The organism is Mesorhizobium sp. M0960 (assembly GCF_040319055.1).
In the GTDB taxonomy this organism is placed as follows: domain Bacteria; phylum Pseudomonadota; class Alphaproteobacteria; order Rhizobiales; family Rhizobiaceae; genus Mesorhizobium.
Genome location: NZ_JAMYNN010000001.1, coordinates 1 through 20,820 on the forward strand (window position 1 = coordinate 1; position 20,820 = coordinate 20,820).

A 20,820-nucleotide genomic window follows, 5' to 3' on the forward strand; every position below is an offset into this window, starting at 1 on the left:
GAGTAGCGAGTAGCGAGTAGCGAGTAGCGAGTAGCGAGTAGCGAGTAGCGAGTAGCGAGTAGCGAGTAGCGAGTAGCGAGTAGCGCTCCCTACTCCCTACTCCCTACTCCCTACTCCCTATTCCCTCTACTCAGTGATCCTTCTTCCAGGCGTCGGAATTGACCCAGTAATCGAGGTTCTTCTGCAGGCGGCCGTCGAGGCTGACCTGGTCGAGGAACAGGTTCATCCAGGTCAGCAGGTCCTGCTCGTCATAGCGCGTGGCGAAGGCCAGTGGCTCCTTCGACAGCATGTCCGGCATGATGATGAAGCTGCCGGCCGGATAAGCGGTTGACTGGCCCTTGACCGCCGAGACGTCGTTGACGCCGCAATCGGCCTGGCCGTTGTTGACGGCGTCGAGCAGCAGCGGGCCGCCGCCCTTGTAGCTCTTGATGTCGGCATCGGGGAAGGCGGCCTTGGCTTCCTTCTCGCCGGTGGCGCCGAGCAGCACCGCGATCTTGGTGCCCTTGGCCTTGCAGTCCTCGGTGGACTTGAAGGCGGTCCCAGCCTTGGTGAAGACGGTGCTGCCCGTGTACATGTAAGGCTTGGTGAAGGCGACCTTCATGCCACGCGCCAGTGTCGGCGTCATGTCGGCAACCAGAAGATCGGCCTTGCCCGACAGCAGCGCCGGGATCAGGCCGTCCCAGTCGAAGTCGAGGAAGGTGATCTTGACGCCCATTTCCTTGGCCATCAGTTCGGCGAGTTCGACCGAACTGCCGGTGCGTTCGCCGGCGGCGCCGACCAGCGAGAAGGGCGGTCCCTGCGTCTGCACGGCGACGCGCAACTCACCGCGCTTGGTAATCTCGTCGAGCGTTCCGGCACTGGCGGCAGCGGTGAGGCCGGCGAGCGCAAGTCCGGCGATGAAAAGCTTGGCAATCTTCATTTGGGCATTCCTCCTTGTTGTCGTTTGTTGTTCCACTTGTTGTTTCACCCCATCGGGGCGCCTTTTGAGCGGCGGCGCCGTTGCCGGCGGCAACCACCGTTCGAAAATCTTCAATCCCAGCTCACCGTTTCGGCGACCTTGATGCCGCGCCTGGCCAGCTCGTCGAGGAAGCGGCCATCGGGCACATGCAGCAGCGGGTTGAGCAGGCCGGGCGTGGCGATCTCGCGCCGTGCCAGCATCTGCGCCACGATACTGGCGGGATAGCCGACGCCAAGGCTCATGCCGAACAGGCCGGAGGCGAGGTCGCGTTCGATGACCAGCTCCGAGGTCACCGTCTTGCGGCGGCCGCCTTCGCTGCCGACAAAGACGTTGCGCATCACGCAAAGGTCCTTTTCGTCGGCGCCATATTGCAGTTGCGGACCGAGCAGCCGGCCGAGGAATTCGCGTGGGCTGACGCCGGTGCCGGGTACCTTGTCCTCGGACAGGAGGCCAAGCTGCTTCAGCGGCGCCCAGAACGCCGACCAGCCGGGCCAGCGCAGCGAATAGCGACCGGAGCGCTGCAGCCCATTGGCGGCGGCGAGCATGCCGGCATAATGCGGCGCGTCACCATTGGGGAAGGCCTCGAGCCTGCCCAGCCCGGCGATCTCGATATCGTGGATGAAACGATTGTCGTGCTGGCGGGCGGCCGGCACATCGACCCGGTTGCCGTCCTCGACCAGCACGCTGTCGCGGTTCTGGCTGACCAGAACCATGTCGAAATTCCAGCTCACCTTGTAGCGGAGCGGCTCGACCACCGCCTTCGGTTCGGGAATGCCGCCGCAATAGGAATCGATCGCGGTGATGGTGTCGAACTGGCGTGCGGCGCGCGCGTAGAGCACAAGGTCGATGCCGGGGTCGAGCCCGCATTCGGTGACGATCGAGACGCCGGCCCTTTCGGCCTCGGGAGCGAGATCGGCGATGGCCTTGCCGTAATTGGTGGTGACCAGCGGCGTGCGCGTCGCGATCGCCGCCTGCACCGCCTCGCGCATCAGCGGCTGCGGCAACAGGTCGATGACCGCGTCGACGTCCTTCATCACATCGGCCAGCACCGGACCGATCGCGCCCTCCGGCACGACAAAACGCACCCGGGCAAGGTCGGTCAGGCCGCCAAGCCGCGCCGCGCCGTCGGTTGCGGTGTCGAGGCAGACCACTTGCTCGACGCCGTCGCTGGCAACGAGATCGGCGATCGCCGCCCGGCCTTGCAGGCCGAGGCCGCCGAGAACCGCGATCTTCATGCCATTTCCTTTCGCGTCTCGTCCGACCAGCAGCCTTCAGGCAGGCTGACCCATTTGTTGCAGGACGCCATGACGACGAAGGTCTCGCTGCGCACGACTTCGCCCGGCTCGCCGGCGCCGGGGATCAGCTCGCTGGTGACACGGTAGAGATCGGCGACATCGCCGGCCACCGTTACGTCGACGATGATGTCGAAGCGTCCGGTGACGACGGCGGCCGAGTTCACGAAAGGCAGTTCGGAGATGCGCTGCGCCAGTTCACGCGCCCGGCCGCGCCCTTGCGCGTTGATGCCGACGATGGCCGAGATCAGCTCGGGGCGTTCGGTCAGGTTAAGCAGTCCGACGATCTTGAGCAGGTTGCGGTCGAGCAGGTTGCGCAGCCGCATGCGCACCGTCGGCACCGAGATCGCCATCTTCTCCGCGAGGCGGTTGACGCCAAGCTGCGCATCCTGCGACAGCAGCTTGACCAGTCGCCGGTCGGTCTGATCGAGATGTTCCCGCAAACGCTCAGGCTTTCATAAAAGGAAATAAACGGTCGGATTTTCTTTCTGATATGAAAATACCTTATGAGAGATTTTTAACAACGGCAAGAGCCACGTCAGCCGCGGTGCCCCTGTGCCTGTCGGCAGTTTCGTCGCAGATGCCACATTTTGTTCTTGCTTTGTGCCGGCAGCTATGCTACTAATTTGGGTATGGTGCTAATCGCGCCGCCGACCCGCCCTCCCGAGGCGGGTTTTTTGTTTTCCGGATACCCTTTGAAGGTTCAGCGCCGCCGGCTTGAGTTGGCGGTACAGCGCCGTTCGGGACGCGCTGTGTTCGAGGGTGAAAGAAGCAAGTGGCGCAAGAGGTGCCTGGAATCCATAGTTAGAAAGGAACGGTAGATCGACATGAAGAAGATTTTTCATCTGTTGGTGCTGACGGCAATCTGCACCATTACCGCCGCCATGGCGCCAGCTGGCGCCGCATATGCCCAGAATGCGCCCTACTGGCGAGCGGACTGGGAGGAGGGGCCTTGCACCGGAGCCTCGTGCTATACCGACTGGTCTTTCGTCCAGGCGGAGAATCCGGCGGAAGCCGATCCCAGCCTGAACGCAATTGTCAGCGGCCTGGTCTCGACCGGCGCAGGGAATGTATCCTCGCACGGCGGCAACAGCTTCGGAAAGTTCGAAACGACGCTGGCTGCCATCAATGCCGGGAAGCCCCACTCCAAAGTCTACAAGGAGTGGCTCTTTGCGGGCGGCCTGGCCAAGAACGACGCTTTCGGACGTCCGCTCCAGGCGATGTCGCCGTCAGGGATCGATGGAACTTATGTCGCGTGGTTTTTCATTCCCTCCGATTACCAATACGCGGGAAACGGCTGGACGAATATCTTCCAGTTCAAGGTGACCGAGCAATCGCCTTTCAAGCAGGATCCAACGTGGTGGGTCAACCTGACCGACAATCCGACTGACGATGTGGTGATGCTGCATGTGGAAAATGCGGCGGCCGGAGTCCACAATCCGGCTAACGATGTTCCCGCCCCGAAGGGCCGCTGGTTTCAGCTGCGCGCGGATCTCTATGAAGGGGTAGGCATCGATTGGTATCTGGACGGGGTGTTTTGGCAATCGTCGTCGAACGCAACCTGGCCGGTCGGGCGAGATTCCGACGGATCAGGTACACCTCAGTCATTCGTGTTTGGGGTGGGTCACTATGGTGGAGTTGGCAAACTCTACACTGATGATGCCTACATGATTGCAAAGTAGCCACTGACACATTGCCGAAGTGCATAAAATAACAAGCTGCTTCGGGTCCAACCGGGCGGCTATTTTTGCACCTAGAGCGCGTCGCATTGAACGGATCCTGCGACGCGCTTTAAGTTTTTGTTTTATGCATGTCGCAAAATCGCTGCGAGGCGCAACCTCAACTTATTGTGCCTTCACCTGATAGGCGGAGAGGCTCATCCGAGATATCGCCAAAAGCGGCTTCTCAATAAAACTATAGCTGGCCAGGGAGACGGCGATGCAGGCGGCGACAAGAACCGTGCCTGCGAGCCATGGTGATACATTGGCGCTTGCAACGACAGGAGCGGTCGCAAGCAGCACGATAGGATGTGTCAGCTAGAGAGAGTAGGAAGCATCACCCAACCTTGCCAGCACGCGAGGAGCAAGAAGCCGGAAGTAGCTTTCCAGGCTTATGCAAGCCGCGACAAGGATCAACGCCGGGATTCCCTGAGCAAGGGTTCGCGGCAAGTTGAAGCCAAGGCCCATCACCAGCATGGACACGATGGCGAACACGAGTGCCGAGACACCCAGGACGGCATGCAAACGCGCCAGCCTGCCGACCAGGTGGCCGAGAGCCATGCCGGCAAGGAACTCAAACAGGATTGGCGTGGTATAGAAAAACAGCACAGTATCGGCGGCGGGTTTGAAGATGATGCGCGCCGCTACGGCGATTGCAAAGACAACGCCGACCATGGCCATTTGCGTCAAGGTGCCAAGACCCATAGTCGCCGCGAACAGAATGTAAAACAGGATTTCCAGATTGAGCGTCCAACCCACGCCAAGCACTGGTTGGACATAACCTGTAACAGTGTCGAGATAGGGAATGAAAAGCAGGCTATTGGTGAGCTGCTCAAGAGACACTGCACGACCGGCAAACAACCAAAGTGCGGCGACCATGACGAAGGTCATAACCCAATAGAACGGAACGACGCGCGTGAAGCGCTGCATCAAAAAAGCACGATGGTCGCGACGTCTGTTCTCCGTCGAGAGAACCATGACAAAACCGCTGATGACGAAAAACAGATCGACACCACTGTTTAGGATGGGAATACCCAGATCGAGCATGCCCAGTGCGGCCGGAAGATGATAGATAACAACCATGAGGGCTGCTAGCCCCCGCAGGATCTGTACCGATGTATACTGTTGAACCCGGCGCGGCGCAGCGTGATCATTCTCTGGAATGATGTTCATCGAAAAATGGTCCCCTGTGCGGGGAGCATTAACACACGGGGTCGTTGATGTGCTGATTAATTGCTGGTTTAATTAATGCGTAAAGTTTTAGATAAGTTTTACTGACACCAGCACGCGGCTATACTTTAGACCCGCCCGACTTTGGCCTGCCTCTCTGTCAAAACCTGGCATCTCCCCAGTGAAGAGGAGATTGGCTGTTTCCCCGCGCTAACGGCTGGTCTCGAAGATAGCGACGGCTGCCGCTGTCAGCGCGGCGTTACCGGGTGCTACTGTTCCGTCAGGAAGCTCCTTGCCGTCTTCCAGCCCGACGCGCGTCGACCAACGGCGTTCCGCCGCCCGGTGCACGAAAGGCCAGACCGTGGCGTCGGCACCGTGCAGCAGGATCGCCCGGCGCATCCCGGCGCCGTCGAGCACGGCGGCGATATCGTCACTGACCTCCAGCGCCGCGTCCAGGGGCTGCTCGGAGATTTCGAGCAGGATGCGCAGCACCCGTTTGCCATGGTCGAGGCTCACCAGGCGTTCGGCGTCGGCGACGGAGGCAAGCCCCGCCTCGATGCCGATGCCGCGCTGGCGCAGACTCTCCATGACGGCGGGCGCGGCGTCTTCGCTCAGATTGACCGAGGCATAGTCGGGCAGCTCGCTCCAACCGGCGATCGCGGCCAGCGTCCGCTCGTCGTCGTTTTCGATCCAGGCGCCGGTCGACACGCCGATCAGCGTTCCCGGACAGGCACGGCGGAGCGCCATCACAGTCCGGTCCATAGCCGCAGGCGCGATGCTTTCGCGGCCGTCGAGTCCGCGCGCATGGACATGCAGCTCGGCCGCACCGGCGGCAATCGAGGCCGCACCGTCGCGCGCCATGGCTTCGGGATCAAGCGGCAGTCGCGGGTGGAAATCGGCGCTGCGCGCGCCATTGATGCAGGTCTGGACAATCATTGAGATGGCGGTCCCGTTGAAGTGGAACAAGTTTAGCGCACGACAACGAAATCGGAAATCGGATGATATCCATCCCGCGAAGCTCACCCGGCAAGAAACGGGTGGTCTGCGCGCGCTGTCTCACCCATCTCTGGTCTTAGAGAAGGAGGCGAAGCCATGACCATCCATTCGATAGGCGCGAAAGCGGCGATCAAATCGGCGGAGGCGCGCGTCGCCGCCTATGATTGGCCGAAACTCGCCGGCGAGCTGAGCGGCTATGGCTGCGCCGTGATGGAAAAGCTGCTGACGCCGCAGGAGTGCCGGCAGATCGCCGGGCTCTATCCGGACGAGAGCCATTTCCGCAGCCATGTCCACATGGCACGGCATGGTTTCGGCAAGGGCGAGTATCGCTATTTCCGCTATCCCTTACCCGACTTGATCGGCGGCTTGCGCACCGCGCTCTTTCCGCGCCTGGCCGCGGTCGCCAACGACTGGAACGCGCGCATGGGTATCGCCCAGCGCTATCCCGACGAACACGCCGCATTCCTCGAGCAATGCCACGAGCAGGGCCAGACGCGGCCGACGCCGCTCCTGCTGCAATATGTCCCCGGCGATTTCAACTGCCTGCACCAGGATCTCTACGGCGATCTGGCGTTCCCGCTGCAGGTGGCGATCCTGTTGTCCGAGCCCGGCAAGGATTTCACCGGCGGCGAGTTCGTGCTGACCGAGCAGCGTCCGCGCATGCAGAGCCGCGTCGAGGTGGTGCCGCTGCGCCAGGGCGACGCGGTCGCCTTCGCGGTCCACAATCGTCCGGTCCAGGGCACACGAGGCAATTACCGGGTCAATCTCAGACACGGCGTCAGCCGGCTTCGCTCCGGCATGCGCCACACCGTCGGTATCATCTTCCACGACGCCAAGTAGCCGAGCCTCTCGGCCCGGCGGCGATTACCGGGAAAAATCGCTGCGCACGATGCCGTGGCGCTGGAGCTTGTCGTAGAAGGTCTTGCGCGGAATCCCCAGCGCTTCGATCGTGCGCCTGACATCGCCCTCGTTGCGGCCAAGCGCCTCGCGGATGATGTCGGCCTCGTAGCGCTCCAGCCGCTCCGGCAGCTTCATGGCGGCGTTCGATTCAGTCGGGGCAGGGGGTTGTGCTTCGGCGCCTTCCTCCAATCCAAGCACGAACCGCTCGGCGAAATGCGCCAGTTCGCGCACATTGCCCGGCCAGTCATGGTCGCTCAGATGGCGATGTACCGTCGCCGGCACTGCCGGCACCGGACGATGGAAGCGGGCGGCGGCGCGCTCGGCGAAATAGAAGAACAGCAGGGCGACATCGTCGCGGCGCTCGCGTAGCGGCGGGATCGAGATCGTCACCACGTTGAGCCGGTAGTAGAGATCCTCGCGGAAAGCGCCGCGCTGGCGCGGATCGCCGAGATCGACCTTGGCGGCGGCGACAACACGCAGATCCACCGGCCGCACCTCGTTGGTGCCGAGCGGAGTGACCTCGCGCATTTCCAAGACGCGCAGCATCTGCACCTGTGTCGAGACCGGCATGCTTTCGATCTCGTCGAGGAACAGCGTGCCGCCGCTGGCGTGCTCGATGCGGCCGATCCGTTTCTTCTGCGCGCCGGTGAAGGCGCCGGCCTCATGACCGAACAATTCGCTCTCGATGACGGTCTCCGGCAGCGTGCCGCAATTCAGCGCGACGAAATTGCCCTTGGCGCGGCGGCTCCAGCGATGCAGAAGGCTTGCCACCACCTCCTTGCCGGAGCCGGTCTCGCCGGTCACCAGCACGTCGACATCGGTGTCGGCGATCTGGCGCAGTGTGCGGCGCAGCCTGTCCATCGCCGGTGTCTGGCCGATCAGCGGCAGGCCGTCCTGCGCCTCTCCGGCCGCCTCGCGCAAGGCGCGGTTCTCCATCACCAGGCGTCGCTTTTCCGCTGCGCGACGCACGCTCTGCACCAGCCGGTCGGCGGCGAAAGGCTTGGTGATGAAGTCGTAGGCGCCGTCCTTGATCGCCTTGACGGCCATGGCGATGTCGCCATGCCCGGTGACGAGGATGACGGGAATGTCGGCATCCAGCCGCAGGATGCGGTTGAAAAGCTGCAAGCCGTCGATCTGCGGCATGCGGATATCGGACACCACGACGCCGGCAAAATCGGCGTCGAGCCTGGCCAGCGCCTCGGCCGCCACCGCAAAGGCCGAGATCGAGAAGCCGGCAAGCTCCAGCGTCTGCGCGGTGGCCTTGAGGAGATCGCGATCGTCGTCGATCAAGATGACCGGCGCGGCATTGTCGTTCGTCATGATGGCTTACGCTGCTTTCATGAGATGGATGGTGAAGCGGGTGCCGCCGTCGTTGCTTGAAACCTCGATGCGGCCGCCATAATCGGCGACGATGTCCTTCGAGATGACGAGGCCAAGGCCGAGGCCTTTTTCCTTGGAGGTGTTGAACGGCGTGAACAGCGACTTGAGAATCCCGGGCGGAATGCCAGGTCCGTTATCGGACACGCCGACCGTCACGCCGTCCGCGGTCTCCTCGACCGATACCTGCACATGAGCGTCGTCGCGGCCGTCGAGTGCTTCGAGCGCGTTCTGGAAGAGGTTGATCAGCACCTGTTCGAGCCGCACCCGATTGCCCATGACTTTGAGGCTCGGCGGCGGCAGGTCGATGGCCAATGCGTCGAGCCGACCGGCAAAGCGGCTTCTCAACAGCATGATCGCGCCCTCGACAACACCACGTAATTCAACAGGCTCGGCGGCGGTGCGGCCCTTGCGGGCAAATGCCTTCAACTCCTCGGTGATTGAGCCGATGCGTTCGGTAAGTGCTGCAATGGCGCCGAGGTTTTCCTCGGCCGGCCCGGTCTGCTTGCGGTCGAGGAAGGTGCGGGCATTGTCGGCATAGGCGCGGATGGTGGCGACCGGCTGGTTGATCTCATGGGCGACACCGGCGGCGACCTGGCCGAGGATGGCGAGGCGGTTGGCCTGGACCAGATCCTGCTGCACGATTTGGAGCTTGGCTTCGGTGCTGCGGTGGCCTGCTATCTCGGCCTGCAGCCGGTCGCGGGCTTGGCTCAGATCCTCGGTGCGTTCGACGACGCGGCGTTCGAGTTCGGTGCGCGCCGCCTGTTCGGCGGCAATCCGCATCTGCGCCGACTGCCGCCGCCACAACAGATACGCGGCCAGGCCGAGCAGCGGGACGACGGCACCCAGTGCCAGAAGCCGCATTTCGCGGACGGCAGCGGCGATCGGCGCTTCGGCCGGGATCAGATAGTCGAGCTGCCATGGGGTCGAAGGGACCGGCGTGGAAAGGCTGAGATACTCCGCCTCACTGCCGCCGGGCGTCACCGCGTGGACAATCGACACATCCGGGCTGAGCGCCTGCCGGTGCATGATCGGCAGCGGAACCAGCGGCGCGTCGCCGAACTGTTGGCTGTCGCGGATTGCGGCTTGCTCAGGTGCGGCCAGCGGCACGGTTGTCATGAAGCGCCAGGACGGCACGCTGGTGATCAGCACGACGCCGTTCTCGTCGCTGACATAGGCCGGGCGGTTGGCCTCGCGCCAGTCGGCTTCGAGCTGGTCGAACTCCATCTTGACGACGACGACGCCGAGCGGTGCGGCAGCATCGCCGACGCGCCGCGAAATGTAGAGGCCGGGACGCTTGCTGACATTGCCGAGCGCAAAATACTCGGCGGTTCCGGCCTGCATCGCGCCGGAGAAATAATCGCGAAAACGGTAGTCATTGCCGACGAAGCTGATCGGCTCGCGCCAGTTGCTGGAGGCGATCGCCAGTCCGTCGGTGCCGACGACATAGAGCACCGACGCCTTGGTGCCGGAGACCAGCCCCTCGAGCTTGCGGTTCAGAACATCGATTGCCGCGGCATTTTTCTGCGACAGCGCGTCACGCACTTGCTGGTCCGCGGACAGAAGCAGCGGCAGGGCGCGCGGGCTTTCGAGCACGGCGCGCAGCAGCGCGACCTTGAGATTGGCGTCGGTACGCCCCTGCGCCGCCAGGGTCCCGACCTCGGCGGTGCGGCCGTAGAGGCCGGCACCGTAGAGCGCTACCGTGACGATCAGCAGGGCGACGGCCGCAAACAGCAGCCAGGCTCGGCGCGCCCGCCTGGCGAGTTGCTCGGGCGTCGAAGACAAGGCACCGGCGGGGCGTTGCAGCATCGCCCATTTGTGCATGAACTCGCACAAAACACAATTCGACCTATGCGGAGATTCGCACTTGTCTGTGTGTCCAGCAGTGCGGACGTTTGTGAATGCTCAACAAAATCAATGATGAAAGGCCCTTCTGCGTATCTGGCACGGCTGTTGCAAACACGAATTCAGCAGTCGCGAGGCTGCTGGTCAAAACAACTGCCCCGGGGAGTCGAGCTTTCGATCGGGGCGCCATGGAGGACGTCATGCAGACAGCAATCGCTGCCGCCGAGCCGCGCGGCAAACTTCCCTTATACCGGCATCTTTATGTGCAGGTGCTGGCGGCGATCGCCGCCGGTGTGCTGCTCGGCCACTTCTATCCGGAAACCGGCGAGGCGATGAAGCCGTTCGGCGATGCCTTCATCAAGCTGGTGAAGATGGTGATCGCGCCGGTGATCTTCCTGACGGTGGCGACCGGCATCGCCGGTGTTTCCGACCTGCAGAAGGTCGGCCGCGTCGCCGGCAAGGCGATGATCTATTTCCTGGTGTTCTCGACGCTGGCGCTTGTCGTCGGCCTGGTCGTCTCCAATGTCGTCCAGCCCGGCGCCGGCATGCACATCAATCCGGCCACGCTCGATACCACCAAGGTGACGGCCTATGCCGAGAAGGCGCACGACACAACCATCGTCGGCTTCCTGATGAACATCATCCCCGACACCATCACCGGCGCCTTCGCGCAGGGCGACATCCTGCAGGTGCTGTTCTTCTCGGTGCTGTTCGGTGTCGCCCTGGCACTGGTCGGCGATCGCGGCCGTCCGGTCGTCGATTTCCTGCAGGCACTGACCACGCCGATCTTCCGCCTCGTCGCCATCCTGATGAAGGCCGCACCGATCGGCGCCTTCGGCGCCATGGCCTTCACAATCGGCAAATACGGCATCGGCTCGATCGCCAACCTCGCCACGCTGATCGGCACATTCTACCTGACCGCGCTGCTGTTCGTGCTGGTGGTGCTCGGCGCGGTTGCCCGCTACAATGGCTTCTCGATCCTGGCGCTGATCCGCTACATCAAGGAAGAGCTGCTGCTGGTGCTCGGCACCTCGTCCTCGGAAGCGGCATTGCCGGGCCTCATGGCCAAGATGGAGCGCGCCGGCTGCAACCGCTCGGTGGTCGGCCTGGTCATCCCGACCGGCTATTCCTTCAATCTGGACGGCACCAACATCTACATGACGCTGGCGGCGCTGTTCATCGCGCAGGCGACCGACACACCGCTCACCTACGGCGACCAGATCCTGCTGCTCGCCGTCGCCATGCTGAGCTCCAAGGGTGCCGCCGGCATCACCGGCGCCGGCTTCATCACGCTGGCGGCAACGCTTTCGGTCGTCCCCACCGTGCCGGTCGCCGGCATGGCGCTGATCCTCGGCGTCGACCGCTTCATGTCGGAATGCCGGGCGCTGACCAACTTCATCGGCAATGCGGTGGCGACAGTGGTGGTGGCACGCTGGGAGGGAGAACTCGACCAGACGAAGTTTGCCGCCGCCATGGCCGGCGACTTGCCGGAGGAAGTCGACCTGTCGCTGCCGGGTTTGCAGGCCGCCTGACTGTCCAGGCCACGTGACTATAAGCCCCGGAGGCGGTTCGCCGGCTCTGGGGCAAAGCACCGGCGGTCGCGGCATGCCGCCTGAACGCAACCTGAAGTGGCCCTGTTTTCGACGCGGGGCTTGTTCCAGCCGCATTTGAAGGCCAGTATCCGCCATGCCTTCAGGGCACCCGTCCGCTTCGCTCCCGACCTGATCGCGAGGCGAGACATTTCCGTCGGGCTCGGTTGCGACATCACCTTGGCCGAACTCGTCTGGGCTTTTGCTGCCGCCGACCCCTGACCATGGCAGCAGCCCTCGAAGGCAATGGCGGCCTCAGTACGAAGTCGCAAAGCGAAACGTGACCCGTCTCCTGATAGAAAGCGCAGGCTTTCTCCCAGGGAACTCGTTGCGCGCCAAGAGGGCGCTTGAAGAGGGGGGCAGGCCCATGAGCGGGCCTTTGCCGAACCAAAGCAAGATGCGAGGTCAAACGCGATGCAGACTGTCCCGAGAATTCCGGTATCCATCATCATCCCGAACTACAACTACGCGCGGTTCCTCAAACGCACCATCGACAGCGCCCTCGAGCAGGACTACGCGGATGTCGAAGTCATCGTCGTCGACGATGCATCGCAGGACAATTCCACGACAATCATGGAATCGTATCGCGACGAGATCCTCGCATGTCCGCGAGCGCAAAATGGCGGACACGCCGCGGCATTCAACACTGGCTTTGCAGCGAGCTCGGGCAAGATCGTCCTGTTCCTCGACGCCGACGATTATCTTTATCCGACCGCCGTCTCCACCATCGTCGACACCTGGGACGAGGCAACCGCCCAGGTCCAGTCCAGACTGCATATCGTCGACGAAGGGCAACGCATCAAGGATGTCTTTCCGCCGCCCGAACTGCCTTTCGACAGCGGCGATGTCATGCCGAAACTCCTGCACAAGGGCCGCTACCAGACCACCGTGACCAGCGGGCTGGCCTTTGACCGCGCAACGCTGGAGTCGATCATGCCCATACCGGAGCCGGAGTTCCGCCAGGGCGCTGACGGCTATCTTGCCACGCTGGCGCCGATGTACGGGCACGTCCAATCCATCGACGAATGCCTCGGCGCCTACCGGATCCACGGCGCCAACCATTCGGTCTTCGGCGAAAAGCTCGCCGAGCGGGCACGCTGGCGGGTAACCCACGATTTCCGCCGCATGCAGGCACTGTCGGACCAGGCCTCCGGGATCGGCCTGACCATCGTGCCGTCGGATGCTGTCCGCCACGATCCGGTCCACCTGGAGGAGCGGCTGGCGTCGCTCTGCGCCGACAGAGACCGACATCCGGTGGCCGACGATTCCCGGCTGGCGCTCGGGGCGGCCGGCGCCGTCGCCAGCCTCGAAATGACCGCATCCCTGCGGCGGCGCGTCATCCTTGCCGCATGGTTCCTGTCGGTCGGGGTGTTGCCGCGGAAAATGGCCACGGCGGTGCTGTCGTGGAAGCTCGATGCGTCGTCGAGGCCGGCATTTTTGAGCCGCCTGTCCAAGAGAATCCGCCACGCTATGGGGTAGTGGGTGGCGCAGTGACACAACGCCGCCAGGTTTTCGGGAGGTCTGGCAACCCGGGTAGATTTCGAGCAATATCACTATGGGCACGTGGCGACCCAACCGAAGGACAACCAGCCCATGACCTGTTATAAGCCGATGCGTCCGATGGAGCGCTGCCCATCCCACCCTGGGGCGCTGCTCGACGACATTATCCCGGCAACCGGAAAGACCAAGGTGGAAATCGCCAATCTGCTCGGAATCTCGCGCCAGCAGCTTTACGACATCATCCGCGAAAAGAAGCCGGTCTCGCCGGCCGTCGCGGCGCGCCTTGGAAAGATGTTCGGCGACGGCGCCGCGATCTGGCTCAGGATGCAGGCCGCTTACGATGCGTGGCACGCGGAGCGCGAGGTTGACGTCAGTGCCATTCCAAGGCTGCATGCTGCCTGAGATGCAATAGATCGGCCGAACCACCGAGGCTCACAAATCGATCACGGTCCCGCCTGCCTGGACCGGTCCTGCGGTTCAACGGCTCGCTCGACCAGGACATGCGCTTCCCGCGCGGCCTCGATGAACGCGTCCCTGGCGGCTTCGGTCCAGCGGTCGTCGCTCATAGCGCGGCGGCATGTGCGCCGTGCCAAGCCGTGTTTGGCGCTGCCAGCGTCGCGCCAGTGGGCTTCCAGCAATTCGACAGCCTGCCGTGCGTTGGAAATGTTGCGGATATCTCCCACGATGCCGACCGCAACCGCAACCGGCTTGGAAAACCATCCTTGATTCATGGCGAAGCCTTCGACGTGTTGAACTACCTATAACGAAAATCGTGGCGCAAGGTTTCATTCGCGCCAGTCACCGCGGCAGTGAGGCGGCCCTCACTGCGCCGCGCGCAGCCTGACCACGACGCTGCGCGCCACAAGCACCAGCACCGTGATGACGATCAGGATCACCGAGAGTGCGGCGATCGCCGGGTCGATGTTGTCGCGCAGGCCCATCCACATCAAGCGCGGCAGCGTGATGGCGTTGACCGAGGTGATGAACAGGGTGACGCCGATCTCTTCCCAGGACAGCACGAAGGACAACAACGCCGCGGTGACGATGCCGAAGTTGATGTTGGGCATGATGATGCGGGTGGCGCGCTCCCACACGGTGGCGCCGAGGCCGCGCGCGGCAAGATCGATGCGGCGGTCGAGCTGGCTGAGCGACACCAGGATCAGCACCGTGGCGAAGGGCACCGTCATCACCGCATGCGCCATGGCGACACCCAGCCAGGTGTCATAGCCGAAGAACGACGAGAAACCCGAGATCGAGGTCAGCAGGAAATAGAGCGTGATTGCCGAGACCACCGGCGGTACCACCATCGGCAGCAGCACGAAGCCGACCAATGCTGCGGTGAAGCGCGGCTGGAACATCCAGACGCCGAGGCCGAAGCAGAGCGCGAGCACGGTGGAAAAGGCGCTGCTGACGACGCCGATCCTGATCGAGAGCAGGATCGAGTTGATCCAGCGCGGATCCTCGATCAACGCCCGGTAATGGCGCAGCGACAATTCGCCCGACGGCATCGCCAGCATGCGGCTCGGCGTCAGCGACACCGGAATGACGGCGAGCAGCGGCAACAGCAGAAACAGCGCGACCAGGGCGGCGAGGACCAGCGAGACGGGACCGGGGCGATAGGTCGGCATCGCGCTACACCAACTGCTTTGGTCTGATATAGCGGAACAGCAGCGCCATCAGCGCGCCGACGAACAGCACCAGCACCACGCTGATCGCAGCGCCCAGGCCCCAGTCCGGGCTCTGGAAGATGCGGAGATAGATCAACTCGGCGATCATCACGCTACGACCGCCGCCGAGGATCGCCGGCGTGACGAAGAAGCCGAGCGAAAAGACGAAAACGATCAGCGCCGAGCCGATGATGCCGGAGCGGGTCATCGGCACGAACACCGACCAGAAGGTGCGCATGCGGCTGGAGCCGAGGCCGCGCGCCGCCAGCAGCACGCGGTCGTCGAGACTGCGCATCGAAGAGGCCAGCGGAAACACGGCGAAGGGGATGAGGAAATGCGTCATGCCGACGATGACGCCGAACTCGTTGCGCACCAGCGCCAGCGGCTCCGAGATGAAGCCGACCGCCTGCAGCCAGGTGTTAATCAGGCCGCGATTGGACAAAAGCGCCACCCAGCCGAAGGCGCGGGTCAGCACCGAGATCCAGAACGGCACCAGGATGCAGAATTCGGCCACGACGCGCTGCACCGGCGTGCCGCGCACCCAGACAACGGTGATGGCGTAGGCGGCGGCAACCGAAACGATCGTCACGATCGCCGCGATGCGCAGCGTGCGGATAAAGACCGACTGCACCAACTGATCCGTGAGCAGCGCATTGTACTGCCCCAGCCCTGGCGTGGGCAGCGTAAAACTCCATTTGACCACGCCGAGGAATGGCCAGGCATAGGCCAGCACAAGAAAGAGGAGCAGCGGCGCCATCAACAGCGCCGCGCCCATCCTGTCGGAGAGGTATGCTCTCATCCGGTTATCCCGGCTTGTCAGGCGGAGATGATCTTCGTGTATTCGTCGAGTGCCGCCCCGTAGTTCTTGGCGTACCAATCCATGTCGAGCGGGATCTGCTTTTTCATGTTCTCGGGATCGACGGGGTTGATGCGCTTCTTGTCGGCGGGGATCAGCGCATCGGCGGCCGGATTGGCCGGACCCTGGCCGAGCTTGTCGAACATGATGAGTTCCTTCTCAGGGTCCTGGGTGCTGGCGATGAACTTCATCGCCGCGTCCTTGCCGCCGGGATTGCCCTTGAGCACGGCGAGCGCGCCGGGCGAGATCAGACCCTGGTCCCAGATGAACTTGATCTTGCCGCCGGAATCCTGCTCGATGAGCGAAGCCCGGGTCGACCAGACGATCGCCATCGACGCCTCGCCATTGAGCAGTACGCTCTGGCTTTCGGCGCCGCCACCCCAATAGGCGACGACGTTCTCCTTGAAGGCGGCGATCTTGTCATGCGCGCGCTTGAGGTCGAGCGGGTAGAGCGAGGCCGGCGCGATGCCGTCAGCAAGCAGTGCCGCTTCCCAGCTCGACACGCCCCATTTGTAGAGCGAGCGCTTGCCGGGGAATTTTGCCACGTCGAAGAAGTCGGCCATGCCGGTCGGTGCCTGGCTGCCGTATTTCTCGGCATCGTAGGCGATGACATAGGAGAAGAAATAGGTCGAGGCGGCGTGTTCCCAACCGAAGCCCTCGCGCATCTTCTTCTTGTCGACGATCGTATAGTCGATCGGCTCAAGCATGCCCTGCGCGCCGAGCGTGATGGCCGAGAACGGATCGACGTCGACCAGGTCCCAGGTCGGGGCGCCGCTCTTGAACTGCGCCGCGATCGCACCTTCGGTCGGGCCGGAGCCGTCCATCTTGACGACAATGCCGGTCTCCTTGGTGAAGGCCTGGCCGTAAGCCGCGTCATAGGCGGTGATGGCGTCGCCGCCCCAGTTGACCAGCACCAGTTCCTTCGCCGCGGCAAAGGCGCCGGTCGAGCGCAGCAGCATCGGCGTGCCGGCCAGCACCAGTGCGGCCAGCTGCGTGAACTGCCGGCGCGAGATCTCGCCGCGCACTGCCCTGGCGGACAGCGCCTCGATGGAATTTTTCTTAGTTTGGTTTGTCATGTCAGTTCCCCTTTTTTTGTCGTTGATATTTCCCGAAAGTCAGCCTGGCGAATTCGCCACGTCGATCGTCATTGTCCTCCACGCGGGAGGAGGAAACCTTTCTCCGCCGGCCATGTCAGCCAGACGGAATTGCCCTTGCTGAGTGCGGAGGCGGCGACCTCGTTCGGCACCGAAACCGTCACCTTGGCGCCCTGGCGCGTCGTCAGATCGAGCCGCGTCGCAGCACCGAGATAGGTCGAGGCGACGGCAGTTGCAGCAATGCCGTTCTCGCCCGCTGCCGCTTCCGGCGCGATCGACATGTATTCGGGCCGGATCGCCAGGATGGCGTCGCCACGGACCTTCTCGGCCTTGCAGCGCATGCTGATCGCGCGGTCTTCGCAGAGGCCGGTCGAGCCATTGTCGGCCGGGCGTACGCCCTTCAGCGGCAGCATGTTAATCTCGCCCAGGAACTCGGCGACGAAGCGGTTGTCCGGCCGGTCGTAGACCTCGTCCGGCGCGCCAACCTGCAGCAGTTTGCCATGGTTGAAGATGGCGACGCGAGACGACAACGCCAGCGCCTCGCTCTGGTCATGGGTGACGAAGACGAAGGTGGTGCCGGTTTCCTGATGCAGCCGCTTCATCTCGGCCTGCATCTGGCCGCGCAGCCCTTTGTCGAGCGCCGAAAACGGCTCATCGAGCAAAAGCACGCCCGGCTCGAACACCAGCGCACGCGCCAGCGCCACGCGCTGCTGCTGGCCGCCGGACAATTGCGACGGCAGTTTCTTCTCGTGGCCCTTGAGCCCGACGCGCTCGATCATTTCGCCGACGCGGCGTTTGATCTCGGCCGCCGGTTTCTTGCGCACCTTGAGCGGGAAGGCGATGTTGGCCTCGACGCTCATATGCGGGAACAGGGCGTAGCCTTGGAAAACCATGCCGGCGGCGCGCTGCTCGGCCGGCCGCTCGGTGATGTCGACGCCGTCGCTGTAAAGGCGGCCGTCGGTCGGCTGAATGAAGCCGGCAAGGATCATCAGGAAGGTGGTCTTGCCGGAACCGGAGGGGCCGAGCAGGGTGAGGAACTCGCCACGGCCGATATCGAGCGTCAGATCGTCCAGCGCACGGAACGAGCCGAAGCTCTTGCCGATCCCGATTGCCTTGATCTCTGCGGCCCGGCCGGGTTGCTGCATCCTGCCCTTCCCTTAGCGTAGGCGAAATCGTAGGCAGGGCGGCAGCTCACCGCAACCGAATAGTTTTCGCCTGACCGGCAAATTTGATTCATCTATGCGCCAATCTCCTCCTCGAGGGGGGAGATTAGCGCTCCTTGTTCTCGGACAGCTTCGACCTCAGCCATCTCCCAAACGCCTCCAGCACCGGATGTGCTGCCTTGGCGTGCTCGGAAACCAGAAAATACGAGCGCGGCGAATTGATCGCTATGTCGAAGGGGCGGACCAGCCGGCCTTCGCTCAGCGCCCGGCGACTGGTCAGCTCGTCGCCCATGGCGATGCCCTGGCCGGCAATCGCCGCCGAAAAGACCAGGTTCATGTCGGAAAAGAAGATGCCGCCTTCCGGATCGGGGTTCTCGACCTTGGACAGGGCCAGCCAGCGCGCCCAGTCCTCGGTTTCACCGAGATGCAGGAGATTGGCGCGCAGCACGTCTGCCGGCTTGGAGAAGCCGCCGATCTTGTTGAGCAGCGTGGGGCTGCACAGCGGCGTGAAGGAGATTTCGCACAATGGTTCGACCACGCGGTTCGGCCAGTTGCCGACGCCGAAGGCGATGAAGGCGTCGGCCTCGGCATTGCTGACGTCGTCGAGGCGCCGCGGCGTCAGGATGCGCAGTGCGACATCGGGGTACATCTGCCGGAACTCGCCGATATGGGTGCACAGGAACAGCGAGGCGAAACCCGGCGTACAACTGACACTGAACGAGCCGCCGATGCCGGTGCCGGCATGGCGTGTCACCGCGTCGCCTAGCACCGTCAGCGCCTTGCGCACGTCGCTGGCATAGCGTTGGCCGCGTGGCGTCAGCGCCACGCCCTTGCCGATGCGCGCGAGCAGGTCGAAGCCGAGATCGCGTTCGAGCAGGCGCAATTGATGACTGACCGCACTGCGGGTCAGATGCAGTTCGTCAGCGGCGCGCCAGACGCTGCCGTGGCGGGCAAAACTGTCGAGCGCGCGCAGCGCCTGCGTCGAGGGAATTCTCAAGAGGTGAACCGAATTTGCATGAGCCGGGAAAACATATCACTTTTTGGAGAGGCGCTTCACTGCTTTCTTTCCGCCATGGAGAAACCGGTGACCTCGGCGCAAGCGACCGCGCTTGCCTGTCTGGACGACATCCAGCCGTCGCTGTCGGCGTGGACGCGGACCATCTTCGACTTCGGCGAGACCGCCTGGCGCGAATACCAGTCGGCCGCCTGGTATGTCGAGCGCCTGAAGCACGAAGGCTTTACCGTTGAAGAGGGCTCTGGCGGCATGCCGACCGCCTTCTGCGCCCACTGGACCAACGGGACCGGCCCGACAATCGGCATGTATGCCGAGTACGACGCGGTGCCTGGCAATTGCCAGGATGCGGCGACGGTGAAGCGACCGCGTCCGGGCCTCGGCGAACAGGCCGGCGGCCACACCGATCCGCATTCCGGGCTCGGCATTGCCAGCCTCGGCGGGCTGCTGGCGACCAAGGCGGCGATGCAGCGCCACGGCATATCGGGCACGCTGCGCTTCACCGGAGAGCCGGCGGAGAAGGTGAGGGGATCGAAGCCGATCCATGCCGCGAAGGGCTATTACGATGGGCTGGCGGGCATGATTTCCTTCCATCCTTTTTACATGCTGCCGCTGTGCAACACGGCGCGCTGGGACACGCATTGCGGTGCGGCCTATGCGATGATCTACCGCTTCATCTGCGACGAGCCGGAACATTGGGCGAGGGCGGCAGGCAACGCGGCGCCGATCCCGCAGGCGCATTCGGCGGTCCGGGCGCCGGGCGCCAACGACGCGCTCATGATGATGTACATGGCCTCGAAGGCGCTACGCGATTCCATGCTGCCGCATCAGGGCGGCTGGTCGATCAGCGAGGCGATCCTGACGGCGGGGCAGGCGACCGCCGACAATCTGCCGGCCGGGCTGGCCGAGATCCAGTACATGATCCGCGTGCCGACGCTGGCGATGGCCGAGCAGGTCACCGCCGTGCTTGACCGCAATGCGGAAGCCGTCGCGGTGATGGGCGGCTGCCGCTATGAGCGGCACTGGGTGTCGAAGTCGCGGCCGGGGCTCGCCAATCACGTAATGGCTGGCATTGCCTTCGACGCGCTGGCGGCGGTCGGGCCGCCGCGCTGGGACGAGACGGCTAAGGCGATCGCCCGCGAAATCCAGGTCAATGCCGGCGGGGTGGCGAGCGAGGAGCCTTTCATCGAGGAATTGGAACTGCTGATCGAACCTCGCGAGGCAGAAGCGATCCTGCGCCGCGACCTGGCGCCGTCGCAGGTGAATTCGACGTCCGACGACTACACCGACATGTCATGGCATACGCCGACGGCGCGGTTCTATGTCGCTCGCCCGGCATTGCGCTCGGAGAACGGTCACGCCTTTCCGTCCTGGGCGATGAATGCGCTGGGCGGCATTTCTGCCACCATCGACCCGATGGTCATCTGCGCCGCAAAGACGGTCGCGCTGGCAGCACTTCGCCTGTTGGAAGACGAGGCCGCGCGCGACGCGGCGATGGACGAATTCGTCGCCCGCACCGGTGGCGGCATCGGCGGCTCGAACTGGATCGCGCCGCTCTGCGACTACGAGCCGCCAATTGGATTTCGCTGGCCGGAATACATCACCTCCCCGCGCGGACGGGACTGGTGGATACCGAGCAACCAAGCCGCATGACTCAACCAAGCCGCCCCTTCACGAGGAGAA

20 protein-coding genes are annotated in these 20,820 nt (G+C 63.6%); 7 read left to right on the forward strand and 13 right to left on the reverse strand.

Annotation, left to right across the window (positions count from 1 at the left end; genetic code table 11):
• Positions 1-130: 130 nt before the first annotated feature.
• The 3 genes from NKH63_RS00005 to NKH63_RS00015 form a co-directional block, all read right to left on the reverse strand.
• A complete protein-coding gene (locus NKH63_RS00005) occupies positions 131-919 on the reverse strand; it encodes an ABC transporter substrate-binding protein (protein ID WP_023720608.1) in 789 nt (262 codons plus the stop codon).
• A gap of 110 nt (positions 920-1,029) precedes the next feature.
• Positions 1,030-2,193 carry a saccharopine dehydrogenase family protein gene (locus NKH63_RS00010; protein ID WP_352481705.1) on the reverse strand — a complete coding sequence of 388 codons (1,164 nt, stop codon included), beginning with the start codon at positions 2,191-2,193 and terminating at the stop codon, positions 1,030-1,032.
• Positions 2,190-2,693 carry an Lrp/AsnC family transcriptional regulator gene (locus NKH63_RS00015; RefSeq protein WP_023677254.1) on the reverse strand — a complete coding sequence of 168 codons (504 nt, stop codon included), beginning with the start codon at positions 2,691-2,693 and terminating at the stop codon, positions 2,190-2,192. Before NKH63_RS00015 ends, NKH63_RS00010 begins: the two co-directional genes overlap by 4 nt.
• Positions 2,694-3,077: 384 nt before the next feature.
• On the opposite strand from NKH63_RS00015, the gene NKH63_RS00020 reads away from it, so the two are divergent.
• Complete coding sequence (locus tag NKH63_RS00020; RefSeq protein WP_352481704.1) at positions 3,078-3,932, forward strand: hypothetical protein; 855 nt, start codon at positions 3,078-3,080, stop codon at positions 3,930-3,932.
• Between the two features lie 354 nt (positions 3,933-4,286).
• Here the strand turns inward: NKH63_RS00020 and NKH63_RS00025 are convergent, their stop codons facing one another.
• Together NKH63_RS00025 and NKH63_RS00030 are read right to left on the reverse strand one after the other, a co-directional pair.
• Positions 4,287-5,141, reverse strand: a complete 855-nt coding sequence (locus NKH63_RS00025) for an acyltransferase family protein (protein WP_352481703.1) — start codon at positions 5,139-5,141, stop codon at positions 4,287-4,289.
• Between the two features lie 207 nt (positions 5,142-5,348).
• A complete protein-coding gene (locus NKH63_RS00030; protein ID WP_352481702.1) occupies positions 5,349-6,074 on the reverse strand; it encodes a 3-keto-5-aminohexanoate cleavage protein in 726 nt (241 codons plus the stop codon).
• Positions 6,075-6,230: 156 nt separating this feature from the next.
• Between NKH63_RS00030 and NKH63_RS00035 the strand changes: the two genes are divergently transcribed.
• A complete protein-coding gene (locus NKH63_RS00035; protein WP_352481701.1) occupies positions 6,231-6,974 on the forward strand; it encodes a 2OG-Fe(II) oxygenase in 744 nt (247 codons plus the stop codon).
• A 24-nt stretch (positions 6,975-6,998) separates the two neighbouring features.
• On the opposite strand, the gene NKH63_RS00040 is transcribed toward NKH63_RS00035, so the two are convergent.
• Both NKH63_RS00040 and NKH63_RS00045 read right to left on the reverse strand, forming a co-directional pair.
• Positions 6,999-8,354, reverse strand: coding sequence for a sigma-54-dependent transcriptional regulator (locus tag NKH63_RS00040; protein ID WP_352481700.1), 1,356 nt, complete (start codon positions 8,352-8,354; stop codon positions 6,999-7,001).
• Between the two features lie 6 nt (positions 8,355-8,360).
• A complete protein-coding gene (locus NKH63_RS00045; RefSeq protein ID WP_352481699.1) occupies positions 8,361-10,220 on the reverse strand; it encodes a sensor histidine kinase in 1,860 nt (619 codons plus the stop codon).
• 236 nt (positions 10,221-10,456) lie between these two features.
• On the opposite strand from NKH63_RS00045, the gene NKH63_RS00050 reads away from it, so the two are divergent.
• The 4 genes from NKH63_RS00050 to NKH63_RS00065 all read left to right on the forward strand — a co-directional run bounded on the left by NKH63_RS00050 (position 10,457) and on the right by NKH63_RS00065 (position 13,747).
• Positions 10,457-11,788: a dicarboxylate/amino acid:cation symporter gene (locus NKH63_RS00050; protein ID WP_352481698.1), complete on the forward strand. Its 1,332-nt coding sequence runs from the start codon at positions 10,457-10,459 to the stop codon at positions 11,786-11,788.
• 96 nt (positions 11,789-11,884) lie between these two features.
• Positions 11,885-12,067 (forward strand): hypothetical protein, encoded by a 183-nt coding sequence (locus NKH63_RS00055; RefSeq protein ID WP_352481697.1) that lies wholly within the window; start codon positions 11,885-11,887, stop codon positions 12,065-12,067.
• Positions 12,068-12,259: 192 nt separating this feature from the next.
• A complete protein-coding gene (locus NKH63_RS00060; RefSeq protein ID WP_352481696.1) occupies positions 12,260-13,324 on the forward strand; it encodes a glycosyltransferase family 2 protein in 1,065 nt (354 codons plus the stop codon).
• Positions 13,325-13,438: 114 nt separating this feature from the next.
• Positions 13,439-13,747, forward strand: coding sequence for a HigA family addiction module antitoxin (locus NKH63_RS00065; RefSeq protein WP_031194464.1), 309 nt, complete (start codon positions 13,439-13,441; stop codon positions 13,745-13,747).
• Positions 13,748-13,788: 41 nt separating this feature from the next.
• Here NKH63_RS00065 and NKH63_RS00070 read toward each other — a convergent pair whose 3' ends face one another.
• The 6 genes from NKH63_RS00070 to NKH63_RS00095 form a co-directional block, all read right to left on the reverse strand.
• Positions 13,789-14,076 (reverse strand): DUF982 domain-containing protein, encoded by a 288-nt coding sequence (locus NKH63_RS00070; RefSeq protein ID WP_352481695.1) that lies wholly within the window; start codon positions 14,074-14,076, stop codon positions 13,789-13,791.
• 90 nt (positions 14,077-14,166) lie between these two features.
• Positions 14,167-14,973, reverse strand: coding sequence for an ABC transporter permease (locus NKH63_RS00075; RefSeq protein ID WP_352917590.1), 807 nt, complete (start codon positions 14,971-14,973; stop codon positions 14,167-14,169).
• A 4-nt stretch (positions 14,974-14,977) separates the two neighbouring features.
• Positions 14,978-15,811, reverse strand: coding sequence for an ABC transporter permease (locus NKH63_RS00080; protein WP_031194462.1), 834 nt, complete (start codon positions 15,809-15,811; stop codon positions 14,978-14,980).
• A gap of 17 nt (positions 15,812-15,828) precedes the next feature.
• Positions 15,829-16,944: an ABC transporter substrate-binding protein gene (locus tag NKH63_RS00085; protein ID WP_352481694.1), complete on the reverse strand. Its 1,116-nt coding sequence runs from the start codon at positions 16,942-16,944 to the stop codon at positions 15,829-15,831.
• Between the two features lie 68 nt (positions 16,945-17,012).
• Positions 17,013-18,107, reverse strand: coding sequence for an ABC transporter ATP-binding protein (locus tag NKH63_RS00090; protein ID WP_352481693.1), 1,095 nt, complete (start codon positions 18,105-18,107; stop codon positions 17,013-17,015).
• Positions 18,108-18,231: 124 nt separating this feature from the next.
• Positions 18,232-19,122 carry a LysR substrate-binding domain-containing protein gene (locus tag NKH63_RS00095; RefSeq protein WP_023720588.1) on the reverse strand — a complete coding sequence of 297 codons (891 nt, stop codon included), beginning with the start codon at positions 19,120-19,122 and terminating at the stop codon, positions 18,232-18,234.
• Positions 19,123-19,197: 75 nt separating this feature from the next.
• Between NKH63_RS00095 and NKH63_RS00100 the strand changes: the two genes are divergently transcribed.
• Positions 19,198-20,790, forward strand: a complete 1,593-nt coding sequence (locus NKH63_RS00100) for a zinc-binding metallopeptidase family protein (protein WP_352481718.1) — start codon at positions 19,198-19,200, stop codon at positions 20,788-20,790.
• Positions 20,791-20,820: the final 30 nt, after the last annotated feature.

What these genes read in the sequence shown, in the direction of transcription:
- NKH63_RS00060 (WP_352481696.1), top strand. Translation starts at nt 12,260, where the DNA reads ATGCAGACTGTCCCGAGAATTCCGGTATCCATCATCATCCCGAACTAC.
- NKH63_RS00005 (WP_023720608.1), bottom strand. Translation starts at nt 919, where the DNA reads ATGAAGATTGCCAAGCTTTTCATCGCCGGACTTGCGCTCGCCGGCCTC.
- NKH63_RS00090 (WP_352481693.1), bottom strand. Translation starts at nt 18,107, where the DNA reads ATGCAGCAACCCGGCCGGGCCGCAGAGATCAAGGCAATCGGGATCGGC.
- NKH63_RS00010 (WP_352481705.1), bottom strand. Translation starts at nt 2,193, where the DNA reads ATGAAGATCGCGGTTCTCGGCGGCCTCGGCCTGCAAGGCCGGGCGGCG.
- NKH63_RS00100 (WP_352481718.1), top strand. Translation starts at nt 19,198, where the DNA reads ATGGAGAAACCGGTGACCTCGGCGCAAGCGACCGCGCTTGCCTGTCTG.
- NKH63_RS00020 (WP_352481704.1), top strand. Translation starts at nt 3,078, where the DNA reads ATGAAGAAGATTTTTCATCTGTTGGTGCTGACGGCAATCTGCACCATT.
- NKH63_RS00025 (WP_352481703.1), bottom strand. Translation starts at nt 5,141, where the DNA reads ATGAACATCATTCCAGAGAATGATCACGCTGCGCCGCGCCGGGTTCAA.
- NKH63_RS00075 (WP_352917590.1), bottom strand. Translation starts at nt 14,973, where the DNA reads ATGCCGACCTATCGCCCCGGTCCCGTCTCGCTGGTCCTCGCCGCCCTG.
- NKH63_RS00045 (WP_352481699.1), bottom strand. Translation starts at nt 10,220, where the DNA reads ATGCTGCAACGCCCCGCCGGTGCCTTGTCTTCGACGCCCGAGCAACTC.
- NKH63_RS00050 (WP_352481698.1), top strand. Translation starts at nt 10,457, where the DNA reads ATGCAGACAGCAATCGCTGCCGCCGAGCCGCGCGGCAAACTTCCCTTA.
- NKH63_RS00085 (WP_352481694.1), bottom strand. Translation starts at nt 16,944, where the DNA reads ATGACAAACCAAACTAAGAAAAATTCCATCGAGGCGCTGTCCGCCAGG.
- NKH63_RS00080 (WP_031194462.1), bottom strand. Translation starts at nt 15,811, where the DNA reads ATGAGAGCATACCTCTCCGACAGGATGGGCGCGGCGCTGTTGATGGCG.
- NKH63_RS00030 (WP_352481702.1), bottom strand. Translation starts at nt 6,074, where the DNA reads ATGATTGTCCAGACCTGCATCAATGGCGCGCGCAGCGCCGATTTCCAC.
- NKH63_RS00070 (WP_352481695.1), bottom strand. Translation starts at nt 14,076, where the DNA reads ATGAATCAAGGATGGTTTTCCAAGCCGGTTGCGGTTGCGGTCGGCATC.
- NKH63_RS00065 (WP_031194464.1), top strand. Translation starts at nt 13,439, where the DNA reads ATGACCTGTTATAAGCCGATGCGTCCGATGGAGCGCTGCCCATCCCAC.
- NKH63_RS00035 (WP_352481701.1), top strand. Translation starts at nt 6,231, where the DNA reads ATGACCATCCATTCGATAGGCGCGAAAGCGGCGATCAAATCGGCGGAG.
- NKH63_RS00040 (WP_352481700.1), bottom strand. Translation starts at nt 8,354, where the DNA reads ATGACGAACGACAATGCCGCGCCGGTCATCTTGATCGACGACGATCGC.